The sequence below is a fragment of the Citrobacter sp. GW821-FHT02E08 genome, from assembly GCF_059421685.1.
Window position 1 is genome coordinate 229,287 of record NZ_JBWKVL010000002.1, and the last position, 12,750, is coordinate 242,036.

Sequence of the window (12,750 nt, forward strand, 5' to 3'; positions counted from 1 at the left end):
GTGTTGGCGGGTTTTTAATGATTTGTGCTACTAAATATCAAGGAGTTATCAATTTGTGCCACATAATGGGTACGCGCCAGTATAAAAACCGGCGCGCAACCATCACACATATGAATTAATTACTGAATTGACGGAACAGCGCTTTACCTTTCAAAAGACGAACGCCTAGCCATCCGCCGCAAACGGAGAGTAACAGCGCGCCACAAAAGGGCAGCACGATCCACAGTCGCCAGTCAGGCTCCCACGGGAAGTCAAAAACGCGGGTTTGCAACACGGCCAGCGCCGTTTCAGCGCCAATGGCCGCCACCAGCCCGGAAACCAGTCCCAGCATGGCAAACTCGCACCACAGCGTGGTTCGCAGCAGTTTTTTACCCGCCCCCAGCGTTCGCCAGACCACCAGCTCCTGATGACGCTGGCGCATACCAACCTGCACCTGCGCCAGTAACAGCAGCATGCCGCAGGCGGTCACCAGAACCACCATCACCTCCAGCGCCCGACTCACCTGATCCAGTACCTGGGCCACCTGTTTGAGGATCGCGCCAATATCCAGCAGACTGACAGTGGGAAACTCCCGGTTCAACTGTGTCAGCATGCCGTTGCCGTTCTCCCAGCGAAAACTGGTGAGCCAGCTTTGCGGCTGCCCATCCAGCGCGCCAGAGGGGAAAATAAAGAAGAAATTGGGGCGCAGACTTTCCCAGTCCACCCGGCGCAAACTGGTGACTTTCGCGCTGAACTCCTGGGTATCGCCCATAAAGGTCACGGAATCCCCGAGGCCTATCTTCAGGCGTTTCGCCAGCCCCTCTTCGATCGAGACTTCCCCAACCTTTGGTGGCCAGTTTCCGGCCGTGATCGGATTATGGTTTGGGCGAATATCCTGCCAGGTCAGATTCAGTTCGCGGTTAAGCGCTTCATCCTGATTCCCCTCCGTGGGTTTCCCGTTAATGGCCGTCAGTCGCGCCCGCACAATCGGGTAGAACGCTTCGGGGATCACCTGATGCTCCGAGAGGAACGCTTTCAGCGGCGTCACTTGTTCAGTCGCAATGTTTAACAGAAAGTAATTTGGGCTTTCCGGCGGCATTTGTTGCTGCCAGCGATCCAGTAAATCGCCGCGCAGCACCAGCAGTAGCGCCAGTAGCATGAAGGAGAGCGAAAACGCGGAGAGCTGGCTCAGCGTGGACCAGGGCTGGCGCAGCAGTCGACTCACTGCTAACCGTAACGGCAGCGAGGTTAATGTCAGGCCACGCAGGACATTCAGCAACATCCAGCCTAATACCCCGCACAGGAGCGCTAGCACCACCGCACCCGCCAGAACCGCCCACAGCAGCATGCTGCCGCCCATTAACCCGGCAAGCAGAGCGACGACCACCATGCTCACGACCGGAAGATAGATTTTCAGCGGCCAGACGTTCGCCACCACATCACGGCGTAACACCCGCAGCGGCTGTGTCGCTAACAGCAGTCGGTAGGGACGTAGCCCGACCAACAGAGAGATGACGGTCATCGTCCCAAGTGCCCAAAGCCATGGCCAGGGACTGGCTGGGGGCAACTCAGCAGGCAAAACGGGCCTGAGCAATACCATCAGCACCTTTTCGAACAGCAGCCCAACGCCACCGCCCGTGACCGCAGAAAGCGCCAGCACCATTAACCACTGACCGATGATCAGCTTACGTAATTGCGCGCGACCGGCCCCCAGCGTTTTGAGAATGGCGACCAGATCGTAGCGGCTACGACAGTAATGGCTCATCGCAACGGCAACGGCAGCCACCGCCAGCAACAGCGTTAACAGCGCCGAAAGCAGCAGGAATTGTTGCGAGCGTTCCAGCGATTTACCCAGCGCCCCGTCGTCCTGCTCCAGTCCGTACCAGCGATGCTCTGGCTTAAGCTGCGGCAGCAGCCATTTTTCATAACCGTCGAGCTGCTGCGCCGTTCCACCAAATTTATAGCGCCACGTGACGCGACTCCCCGGCTGCACCGCCCCCGTTTTTTCAACATCGGCGATATTCATCATCAGCCGCGGCGCCATCTGGAAAGGGTTAAAACCAGAATCCGGCTCCTGAACCACCTCCCCGGCAATGCGCAGCGTTGCGTCACCGACATCAAGGGTGTCGCCGATTTTCAGATTGAGAAGCACCATCAGGCGCGGTGCCAGCAGTACAAAACCGGGTTGTGGTTTTAGCCCTGGCGGGTCGGTTTGTAGTTCGCCGTACATCGGATAGACACTGTCTACCGCTTTGACATTCGCCAGTTGCGGCGTATCGCCTGCGAAGGTCATGGTGGCGAACGTCAGTTGTTCTCCCACCTTCAGCCCGCATTTGCGCGCTTGCTCAATCCACGCCTGCGGCACCTCGCGAGAACTGCGCAGCGCCCTGTCTCCCGCCATAAACTCGCGACTTTGCTGACTGAGCCCCTTTTCCATGCGATCGCTGACCTTGCCAAGCGCCAGCACACACGCCACCGCCAGACTCAGCGCCAGCCAGACAATCAGTAATGACGGGGAGCGCCATTCGCGCCAGAACCAGCGTGCAATCATGCCTCCTCCTGCAACTGCCCATTGACCAGCCGCAGACGCCTGTCGCAGCGTGCCGCCAGTTGCGGATCGTGCGTCACCAGAATCAGCGTCGTGCCATGTTCGCGATTGAGTGAGAACAACAAATCGGCAATCTTATCGCCGGTTTGTCTGTCGAGATTGCCTGTTGGCTCGTCGGCAAACAGCACGTCCGGACGACCATTGAAGGCCCGCGCCAGCGCCACGCGCTGTTGTTCTCCGCCGGAAAGCTGCGCCGGGAGGTGGTCCAGCCGTTTTCCCAATCCTAGCTGTTCGAGTAGCGCTTTCGCGCCTGCGCGGCTTTGACCGCTGTTCTCACCGCGCAACAACGCGGGCAGCTCGACGTTTTCCAGCGCGTTCAGCGTGGGGATCAGCATAAAGGACTGAAAAACAAACCCAACATGCTGTGCGCGTAGCTGCGCCCGCGCTTCTTCGTCCATCGCGTGCAACGGTTTGCCTACAAGGCTCACCTCGCCGCTACTGCCGTCATCGAGGCCTGCCAGAATCGCCAGTAAGGTGGATTTCCCCGACCCCGACTCACCAATCAGCGCAAGGGTATCGCCGCGTTTGACAACCAGTTCAACTCCGGTAAGGATGGAAAGCTCATGCTCCCCCTGACCGACGGACTTCTTAAGATGATGAACTTCAACAATGTTTTCCGCTGGCATCTGCCCTTCCTGTTCCTGATTCTGTTAACCTTCCGCGCCGCCGCAGCGGATACGTTACTGATTCTGGGCGACAGCCTGAGCGCCGGATACCGCATGTCGGCCAATGCCGCCTGGCCGGCGCTCCTGCATGATAAATGGCAGACCAAAACAACGGTGGTCAACGCCAGTATCAGTGGTGATACCTCGCAACAAGCGCTGGCGCGCCTGCCCGGGTTACTACAACAACATCAACCCCGTTGGGTGCTGGTAGAACTGGGCGGCAATGACGGTTTACGCGGGTTCCAGCCTCAGCAAACGGAGCAAACGCTGCGTAAATTATTGCAAGACGTCAAAGCCGCAAACGCCAAACCGCTGCTGATGCAAATACGTCTGCCCGCAAACTACGGTCGTCGGTATAATGAAACCTTTAGCGCCATCTATCCCAGACTTGCCAAAGAGTTCGATATTCCACTCCTGCCCTTTTTTATGGAAGAGGTTTATCTGAAACCCCAATGGATGCAGGACGACGGCATTCACCCTAATCGCGACGCTCAACCGTTTATCGCCGACTGGATGGCGAAACAATTGACGCCATTAGTTAACCACGACTCGTAAGTCAACGGAGATCCTGACAGGTAAAGTTATGCAAAAATCGGTCTTAATAACAGGATGTTCCAGCGGAATCGGTCTGGAAAGCGCCCTGGAACTCAAGCGCCAGGGTTTCCAAATCCTGGCGGGCTGCCGCAAACCCGAAGACGTCGCTCGCATGAACAGTATGGGCTTCACCGGTATTCTGCTGGATCTGGATTCCCCCGAAAGCGTGGATTGCGCCGCCCAGGAAGTGCTCGCCCTGACCGATAATTGTTTGTATGGGATCTTTAATAATGCCGGTTATGGCGTTTATGGCCCGCTCTCAACCATCAGCCGCGAGCAGATGGAACAACAGTTTTCCACCAATTTCTTCGGCGCACATCAGCTCACCATGCGTCTGCTGCCCGCCATGTTGCCCCACCGCGAAGGGCGCATTGTCATGACCTCCTCGGTGATGGGACTGATTTCCACACCAGGTCGCGGCGCTTACGCGGCCAGCAAATACGCGCTGGAGGCCTGGTCAGACGCGCTGCGTATGGAACTGCGCCACACCGGGATCAAAGTCAGTCTGATCGAACCCGGCCCCATTCGCACCCGCTTCACAGAAAATGTTAACCAGACGCAAAATGACCAACCGGTAGAAAACCCCGGTATCGCCGCACGTTTTACGCTGGGGCCGGAGGCCGTTGTCGCCAAAGTGCGCCGCGCGTTTGAAAGCGATAAACCGAAATTACGCTACCCCGTTACGATGGTGACGTGGGCCGTCATGCTACTTAAACGCCTGCTGCCAGGGCGCATAATGGACAAAATTTTACAGGGGTGAGTTGAAGCACGCGTCTCAGCCCCCATGTAAAAGGAAATATAGACAAAAGAGAGCGACTCCATGTCCGTACAGAATATTGTTAACATTAACGAATCCAATTTGCAGCAGACCCTTGAACAGTCAATGACCACCCCGGTCCTGTTCTATTTCTGGTCTGAGCGTAGTCAGCACTGCCTGCAACTGACGCCCGTGCTGGAAAGCCTGGTTGCGCAATACAACGGTCAGTTTATTCTGGCGAAACTGGACTGCGACGCGGAGCAGATGATCGCCTCCCAGTTTGGTCTGCGCGCCATCCCAACTGTGTATCTGTTCCAGAACGGTCAACCGGTAGATGGTTTCCAGGGGCCGCAGCCGGAAGAAGTCATCCGCGCGCTGCTCGACAAAGTGCTGCCGCGTGAAGAAGAGCTGAAAGCGCAGCAGGCGATACAGCTGATGCAGGAAGGCAACTACGCAGAGGCGCTGCCGCTGCTGAAAGACGCCTGGCAGCTCTCCAGCCAGAACAGTGAAATCGGTCTGCTGCTGGCGGAAACGCAAATTGCCCTCAACCGCTCTGAAGATGCCGAAGCGGTATTGAAGACCGTGCCATTGCAGGATCAGGACACCCGTTATCAGGGGCTGGTCGCACAAATTGAACTGCTGAAACAGGCAGCGGACACCCCGGAAATTCAGCATTTGCAGCAACAAGTTGCAGAACACCCGCAGGATGCCGCGCTGGCCGCGCAACTGGCGCTACAGCTGCATCAGGTGGGGCGTAATGAAGAAGCGCTGGAACTGTTGTTCAGCCATCTGAAAAAAGATCTCTCTGCCGCTGAGGGTCAGGCCCGTAAAACGTTCCAGGAAATTCTCGCGGCGCTGGGGACTGGCGACGCGCTGGCCTCAAAATACCGCCGCCAGCTGTACGCCCTGCTCTATTGATTGATGCCGGATGGCGCTATCGCTTATCCGGCCTACAGGATTATGCCTGTCTGCAGGCCGCCATCCGCTAAACCATCACGACTTCTTCAGTTGCGCCACCACCAGCTGGTGGCGCGAATTGTAAAACTTCCGGTAGGTTAAATAGCAGGCGATAATGGTCGACAGGCTGGCGGTTGAGAGCAGCATAAAGGTCACCATTATCTGATATTTAATCGCTTTCACCGGGTCGATACCGGCAAAAATAAGCCCCGACATCATCCCCGGTAAACTCACCAGGCCCACCGTTTTCGCCGAATCTATGGTCGGAATAAGCGACGCGCGAATGCTGTCGCGGATAAGTCCGGCAGACGCCATTTTCGGCGTTGCGCCCAGGCTGAGTTTTTCCTGAATCTGCTGTTGTTCGCCAGTGAATCGCTGACCGAGATTGTTGTAACACAGACCGACGGCCACCATCGCGTTCCCCGCAATCATGCCGGAAATGGGGATCACCTGCATGGGAACAAATTCAATGGAGCCAGAAAGCACTAATACTGCCAGCGTTAAACCTGCGCCGGACGTAATAGCGATAAACGATGAGATAAAGGCTTTGCCGATATATTTACTGCGTTTTTGCGCGTTATACGCCGCGTTAAAACAGATGAATAACACCATCAAAATGGTCAAAACGGCATGATTAACGCCGAATATGTATTTTAAGACATACCCCACAATAACAAGCTGAACCACCGCCCGGCAGATGCTCCAGAGAATCTCTTTCTCCAGCGCCAGTTTTTCTTTGTGGCTAATCATTATCGCCACCACTACCAGCATCATCGCGAATGCCAGAGATTCATTCGTAATATTATGCTCGTTCATAGGTTGCCTCCTGCATTTCTCCAGCATGAGGCTGGAGTGTGATCACTTTATCCGCATGGTTTATTTCATCTTTATCGTGAGTGACCCATAACACGCCGATATTTTTATCGCGGACATAATGATGGATAAGATCGTTCACATTGCGTTTATTACTCTCATCCAACGCGCTGGTAATTTCATCCAGCAGCAGTATTTTAGGCAGAAACTGTAAGTTGCGGATTAAGGCGATCCGTTGTTTCTCACCACCCGAAAGTTCAGTAATACTCTTGGTCAGGATCGCTTGCGGTAATTCAACGCGCGCCAGATCGGCGGCAAATGCGTCAGGATCCGGCCGTTGATGGCGGATCTGCCACGGGAAGATCAGATTATCGTAAACCGTGTCGCCAAACAGCGCGGGCGTCTGGGCGCAATAAGAGACTTGCTGGCGATAGTGCTCGGGATTCAGGGTTGTTATCTCATCCCCGGCAAAATAGATCTCGCCATGGCTTGGGCTTATCAGCGATGCTACAATTTTTAGCAGCGTGCTCTTACCACATCCTGAAGGGCCGGTAATCAGCTTAAACTCCCCCGCCCTAAGATTAAAACTGATGTTATTCAGAATGTTGGTAGCTCCGGCCTGGTATCCCACCCTTTTTAGCTGGAGCAAAATGCTTTCTTCTTTCATTACACATCCGTTTTTCATGTTTCTGGCAAAAATGTAGTGTATCCCTCTAATGACCAGGAGGTAACTCACTATGATTAATCAGGTATAATTGATTAACAGAGACAATAAAAATCGTTTTTGACATGGACAACACTACAGGAGGTTTATCGATGCTTATCTTTATCCCGATTCTTATTTTCGTCGCACTGGTGATTGTCGGTGCTGGCGTCAAAATCGTTCCGCAAGGATACCAGTGGACCGTAGAGCGGTTTGGTCGCTATACCAATACACTGCAGCCGGGTCTGAGTCTCGTGGTCCCGTTTATGGATCGCATTGGCCGAAAAATCAATATGATGGAACAGGTGCTCGATATTCCATCTCAGGAAGTCATCTCGAAAGATAACGCCAACGTTTCGATTGATGCGGTCTGTTTTATCCAGGTGATTGATGCGCCGAAAGCCGCATATGAAGTCAGTAATCTGGAGCTGGCCATCATCAATCTAACCATGACGAACATCCGTACCGTGCTGGGCTCAATGGAGCTTGATGAAATGCTCTCCCAGCGCGACAACATCAATACGCGCCTGTTACACATTGTTGATGAAGCCACCAACCCGTGGGGTATCAAAATTACCCGCATTGAGATCCGCGATGTTCGTCCTCCGGCGGAGTTGATCGACGCCATGAACGCGCAGATGAAAGCGGAACGTACCAAACGTGCCTATATCCTGGAAGCCGAGGGGATCCGCCAGGCGGAGATCGTCAAAGCCGAGGGTGAGAAACAGTCAAAAATTTTGATCGCCGAAGGTGACCGTCAGTCGGCATTTTTACAGGCAGAAGCCCGCGAACGCTCCGCCGAAGCGGAAGCCCGCGCCACGCAAATGGTTTCTGAGGCTATCGCCTCCGGAAACATTCAGGCCGTTAACTATTTCGTGGCGCAGAAATACACCGAAGCGCTGCAAAAAATTGGTTCGGCTAACAACAGTAAAGTGGTGATGATGCCGCTCGATGCCAGCAGTCTGATGGGCTCCATTGCCGGGATCACCGAACTGATTAAGGACAGCGCCAGCGAACGGAAAAACCCATGATTGAAATGATTCTGGTACATCCGCATCTTTTCTGGCTCAGCCTCGGCGGTCTGTTACTGGCCGCTGAGATGCTCGGCGGTAACGGCTATCTGCTCTGGAGCGGCGTGGCGGCGGTGATCACCGGATTAACGGTCTGGCTCCTACCTCTCGGCTGGGAGTGGCAGGGAACGCTGTTTTCTGTGTTAACCCTGCTGGCAGCGTGGTTCTGGTGGAAGTGGCTGACGCGGCGCGTCGGTGAGAAAAAACCGTCAGACAACCATCTCAATCAACGCGGACAACAATTGGTTGGGCGTCGGTTTATTCTGGACACTACGCTGGTCAACGGGCATGGGCACATGCGGGTCGGCGACAGCTCCTGGCCCGTCAGCGCCGATCAGGATCTCACTGCCGGTACACATGTCGAAGTGATCGCTGTAGAAGGCATTACGTTGAAAATCAAATCGGTATTATCAGAACAATAATCATCAGGGAATAAATACTATTATGGCCAGGAAGACTCCTCTTACACTCGCCCTCTGCGCGCTGCTGGCGGGTGCGCCACAGGCATTCGCCTCTTTCGATATCGAAGACTGCACGTGGAGCAGCAAAAATTGCCTGCTGAAAGGCGTCCCCGTACTCACTCCCGGAAATGATACCCGCGACAACCTGCTGCGGTTATTCAGCGAAGCAAAATCATTCGAACTCCCCGTGCAGTCGATGCCTGCGGATATCACTCGTTCCCGCGATTACTATTTTGCCTATCATCCGCAATGGGATGCCGTGAGCGCCCCCTCTTCGCCAACCGTGGTATCCAGCGAGAACCCAACGCTGACTCAGCAAGCAACGGCGTTGCAAATCGATCCGGCGGAGATCGCGCGTCTGAGCGAAAACGACAGCGGCCTGGAAAACCGCTACGTCTCGAATAGCAGCGACGGCGTGAGTCAGTTTTTCACGGCGCTTATCAATGACGCTACGCTTACGCCGGAACAACGTCATGCGCTGGCGCAGGCGCGCATGGCAATCTGGGGTGGCGCCACAACAGGGCAGGTCTCTGAAGCGCTTGCAACGCTTCCGGCAGATTCCTCCGCCCTGCTGTACAAAACGTATCTGACTGGCGCCACCTATTTCTACACTGAAGACTACAAATCCGCAGAGCAGGATTTCACCGCCCTGGCGAACAGCAAAAATCCCTGGCTGGAAGAGACGGCGCAATACATGCTGATGCGTACGGCGCTGAACAAAAGTAGCCAGCACAGTACCGGCGAATACGGCGATTTTGATATCAGCAAGATAGACCAGCAGTTCGCAAACCAGGCGCAAGAAGCCGCACAGCGCTATCTGCAACGCTGGCCGCAAGGCCTGTATGCCGATTCGGCTCGCGGCATGCTGCGCCGTATCAACTGGTATCAGCAAGCGTGGCCACAACTGGCGGCATTGTATGAGCAGACATTCCAGCAGGCAAAAGATCCTGACGCACTGCGTCGTCTGGTGACTGAATACGATAATGTGTACGGCATGCGCTTCTACAACGCCCCGTTCACGGAAGCATTCCCTGATGCGCTCCAGATAAGCTACATCGAATTATTACGCGCGCTGCGCCCGAACAGCGACAATAAACCAACGCTGACGCAAGCCTTCCTCGACAGCAGCAAACCGGCATTTGAGAAAGGTGGAAAAGCGCCGCTGTGGCACAACCTGCAGCTCAATCTGTGGATGACGACGGGCAACCACGCCGCGATCGTTCAGGCCATCACCCCGGCAAAACAGCTCCCGGCCCATGATATTCTCGCCTTCAGTGAGCAGGTGCTGTACGGCGAAGCGATGATGGGACAACAACAGTGGCAGGCGGCGCGTGATTTCTGGCAACAGCTGCTGAAACTCAGCCAGGATAACGAGCAGCAGCAGTATCTCCAGGCAAAACTGGCGGCAACGCTGGTTTATAACAACGAGATTAACGCGATTTTTGCCCCGCAAAGTCCGGTGACCAACCTGCGATTCCGCTCCCGGGTTCTGAAAACGCAGGCTCCACTTGAGCTGTTGCGCCAGCAGGCGACCCAGGGAACGAATAATGAAGAACGCACCATCGCCCTGCACACCCTGCTGGTTCGCGATCTTACCGAAAACCGTTTTAGCGACTGGTTAACCGACATCAAACTTGTGAAGGCGATTACACCGCCGGTCATCGGCGAGGCGTTCGACGATGTGAATCTGAGCGTCTTTGACTGGAATGGCAGCGCGGCGGATGCCGGATACGTCTGTCGTGGCCTGAGCGAAACGGTAGGCGTCCTGAGCAAAAAAGCCAACGACGCGCATGCCCTCAATTGCCTCGGCGAATTTTTCCGCACCACGCAAACCCATGTCGATTTATGGAAAGACGGTGAGGGAAACGCGGCGCTGGAGGCAGCCATCGACCGCAAACATCCGTATGGCCAGTTTGATCGCCAGAGCTACTACCAGCAGGTTATCGCCTCACCGAAAGCGGAACCCGAGGATAAAAGCTACGCCCTCTACCGGGCCATCATGTGCTATTCGCCGTCCGGGATGAACGAGTGTGGCGGCGAAGAGGTCGATAAAGTACAGCGCAAAGGCTGGTTCACGCAGTTGAAAACAGAGTATCCGGGTAGCCCGTGGGCACAAAAGCTCAAGTATTACTGGTAGTCGCACTGCTGACAGGTCAGTCGCAGGCGGCAGAGACGGTCAATGCCCGCGAACACCAGGCGTTCTGGCTGTGGTCTGGCGTCAAAGCCAGCGCTGACCTGAAAAATGCGCAAACGGTCTACCTGCATCAGGGCGAGGTACTGACACGCTCAGGCGAGGTGGTCTTTCAGCGCCTGGGATTGCCGGTGAGTCGTCTGACGTTTCCGACGATCTGGCTCACCGTGCGTTTTACGACGCTTGACGTGCCGGAAGCGATCCCGGCGCGGATTATCCACCTGATGCAGCGCTGGCAAAAAATGGGCAACCAGGTCATTGGCTTGCAGGTCGATTTTGACGCCGCCACTCATCAACTGGCGGACTATGCGGTTTTTTTGCGTCAGTTGCGCCAGCAGTTACCGCCCGAGTTTGCCCTTGGCGTGACCGGGCTGCTGGACTGGGCGAAAACGGGTGATATCGACACCCTCAACGCGCTGCCGGTGGATGAACTGGTGGTGCAAAGCTATCAGGGGCGTCATACGGTCGACAACTATGCGCACTATTTGCCCGCGCTGCAGCGGCTGCGCATTCCCTTTAAGCTCGGGCTGGTGCAAAACGGAAGTTGGGACGCGCAGGACGACGCGCAACTCAGAACCTCTCCCTGGTATCGCGGCACCGTGGTGTTTATGCTCAAACAGCTGGCAACTAAGCCTGAGTTTTGTGATGACAGCAGCCAGAAAGATTATCGATAATCGGGCACTCTGCGCTGTCGTCGCCAGGACAGGAATCCGCCAGCGCCAGCAGTTGCCCGCGCATCGCCTGTAGCTCGCTGATGTGCCGTTCAATTTCGGCGACTTTCTCCAGCGTACGCTTTTTTACATCTGCGCTGTGCCGTCCCGGGTCGTTAAATAAATTCACCAGTTCGCCGCACTCTTCCAGGTTAAATCCCACCTGACGCGCCTGACGCAATAACGTCAGTTCATTCAGATGTTGCTGGGTGTACGTGCGATATCCATTTTCGCTACGCAGCGGCGGCGTCACCAGCCCTTTCTCTTCATAAAATCGAATCGCTTTGCTGGTTAACCCGGTTTTTTTCGCCACATCGCTAATATTCACATTTCCCCCATCAGATCATTGAAGAGCCGAGTCTCATTATAACGCACATCCTTCTCCCTTATAGTTCTGATACGATCCGAGTCAACCTCGCAGCAGGAAAGCCACTAAAGGACGGGTCGATAAATAAAGAAATTCTCCAACCTGACGTCCCATTTTTTTGAACACAAACAATTTATAATTTCTTCTCCAGCAGATGGGTGCGCATTAGTTCTGAAGCCATCTGCGCATCACCTTTTCTAATGTATGACAATATTTCCCTCTGTTTTGTCGCGCTATCCAGGAAATATTGACGATCGTTAGCCGGTAATGACTCTCTCGTTTTCTCAAAGTAAGTAATTAATACATCAGAGAAAACCTGCAGAACGCGATTGCCGCTTGCCTGTAGCAAGAGCAGATGAAAATCCCGATCGTGTTGATCGGCTTCTTGCGGATTGTCTGCATTTTCCTCTATCAGCCTCAGTTCATTTTCAAGTTTCGAGAGCATGGCCGGAAATATTCGGCGGGTTGCCAGTGGAATGATCGCACACTCAATCAGGATCCTCGCCTCTGTAAATTCTGTGATGTCAAAACCAGACAGATCGAACTGCATCAGCAGCTGATTGTTAATGCTGCTTTGTCCCACATTTTTCAACACGCTGCCTCGGCGAGGGGCACGCTCAAGCATACCCATCTGCGCAAGGGTACTGAGCGCCTGACGGATTTTATATCGTGATGTATTAAAACGAGTTGCGAGTTCAGTTTCTGTTTCAATACGGCCATCAGCTTTACGGTTAGCATCATCAAGTAGATAATCTTTAATACTTTCAAACAGTTCGTTTTTCTTATCCATAAACACTCTCTGATTACAGTGTTACTACATTCATAAGTATAAATAATATAATAAATTAGGTTACTTTATACACTATCATGATAAA

At 54.3% G+C, this 12,750-nt stretch carries 13 protein-coding genes; 7 read left to right on the plus strand and 6 right to left on the minus strand.

Annotation, left to right across the window (positions count from 1 at the left end; all coding sequences use genetic code 11):
* Nucleotides 1-115: 115 nt before the first annotated feature.
* Nucleotides 116-2,530, minus strand: a complete 2,415-nt coding sequence (gene ybbP / locus AC07UY_RS03385) for a putative ABC transporter permease subunit YbbP (protein WP_494659274.1) — start codon at nt 2,528-2,530, stop codon at nt 116-118.
* Nucleotides 2,527-3,213: a putative ABC transporter ATP-binding protein YbbA gene (gene ybbA, locus AC07UY_RS03390; protein ID WP_203358608.1), complete on the minus strand. Its 687-nt coding sequence runs from the start codon at nt 3,211-3,213 to the stop codon at nt 2,527-2,529. Before ybbA ends, ybbP begins: the two co-directional genes overlap by 4 nt.
* Here ybbA and tesA point away from each other — a divergent pair.
* The 3 genes from tesA to AC07UY_RS03405 are packed head-to-tail and all read left to right on the plus strand — an operon-like array spanning nt 3,181 to nt 5,521.
* On the plus strand, nt 3,181-3,807 hold the full coding sequence (gene tesA / locus AC07UY_RS03395; RefSeq protein ID WP_494659273.1) for a multifunctional acyl-CoA thioesterase I/protease I/lysophospholipase L1: 627 nt from the start codon (nt 3,181-3,183) through the stop codon (nt 3,805-3,807). The genes ybbA and tesA overlap by 33 nt on opposite strands.
* Before the next feature lie 28 nt (nt 3,808-3,835).
* The gene (locus AC07UY_RS03400; RefSeq protein ID WP_494659272.1) at nt 3,836-4,606 is read left to right on the plus strand and encodes an SDR family oxidoreductase; all 771 of its coding nucleotides are present in this window, start codon (nt 3,836-3,838) and stop codon (nt 4,604-4,606) included.
* Between the two features lie 60 nt (nt 4,607-4,666).
* Complete coding sequence (locus AC07UY_RS03405; RefSeq protein ID WP_203358611.1) at nt 4,667-5,521, plus strand: co-chaperone YbbN; 855 nt, start codon at nt 4,667-4,669, stop codon at nt 5,519-5,521.
* Nucleotides 5,522-5,596: 75 nt separating this feature from the next.
* On the opposite strand, the gene fetB is transcribed toward AC07UY_RS03405, so the two are convergent.
* A complete protein-coding gene (fetB, locus tag AC07UY_RS03410; protein WP_494659271.1) occupies nt 5,597-6,376 on the minus strand; it encodes an iron efflux ABC transporter permease subunit FetB in 780 nt (259 codons plus the stop codon).
* A complete protein-coding gene (fetA, locus tag AC07UY_RS03415) occupies nt 6,363-7,040 on the minus strand; it encodes an iron efflux ABC transporter ATP-binding subunit FetA (RefSeq protein WP_494659270.1) in 678 nt (225 codons plus the stop codon). Before fetA ends, fetB begins: the two co-directional genes overlap by 14 nt.
* A 149-nt stretch (nt 7,041-7,189) precedes the next feature.
* On the opposite strand from fetA, the gene AC07UY_RS03420 reads away from it, so the two are divergent.
* Genes AC07UY_RS03420 through AC07UY_RS03435 form a run of 4 tightly spaced genes read left to right on the plus strand, consistent with a single transcriptional unit; the run spans nt 7,190 to nt 11,472 of the window.
* Nucleotides 7,190-8,107 (plus strand): SPFH domain-containing protein, encoded by a 918-nt coding sequence (locus AC07UY_RS03420; protein ID WP_203358614.1) that lies wholly within the window; start codon nt 7,190-7,192, stop codon nt 8,105-8,107.
* Complete coding sequence (locus AC07UY_RS03425) at nt 8,104-8,568, plus strand: NfeD family protein (RefSeq protein WP_494659269.1); 465 nt, start codon at nt 8,104-8,106, stop codon at nt 8,566-8,568. The genes AC07UY_RS03420 and AC07UY_RS03425 overlap by 4 nt, the downstream gene beginning before the upstream one ends.
* A gap of 22 nt (nt 8,569-8,590) precedes the next feature.
* Nucleotides 8,591-10,744, plus strand: a complete 2,154-nt coding sequence (locus tag AC07UY_RS03430) for a PA5441 family protein (RefSeq protein ID WP_494700742.1) — start codon at nt 8,591-8,593, stop codon at nt 10,742-10,744.
* Nucleotides 10,714-11,472 carry a DUF3142 domain-containing protein gene (locus tag AC07UY_RS03435; RefSeq protein WP_494700741.1) on the plus strand — a complete coding sequence of 253 codons (759 nt, stop codon included), beginning with the start codon at nt 10,714-10,716 and terminating at the stop codon, nt 11,470-11,472. The genes AC07UY_RS03430 and AC07UY_RS03435 overlap by 31 nt, the downstream gene beginning before the upstream one ends.
* Here AC07UY_RS03435 and cueR read toward each other — a convergent pair.
* Together cueR and AC07UY_RS03445 are read right to left on the minus strand one after the other, a co-directional pair.
* Complete coding sequence (gene cueR / locus AC07UY_RS03440) at nt 11,426-11,836, minus strand: Cu(I)-responsive transcriptional regulator (RefSeq protein WP_494659266.1); 411 nt, start codon at nt 11,834-11,836, stop codon at nt 11,426-11,428. The genes AC07UY_RS03435 and cueR overlap by 47 nt on opposite strands.
* Before the next feature lie 172 nt (nt 11,837-12,008).
* Nucleotides 12,009-12,665, minus strand: coding sequence for a FadR/GntR family transcriptional regulator (locus tag AC07UY_RS03445; protein WP_494659265.1), 657 nt, complete (start codon nt 12,663-12,665; stop codon nt 12,009-12,011).
* Nucleotides 12,666-12,750: the final 85 nt, after the last annotated feature.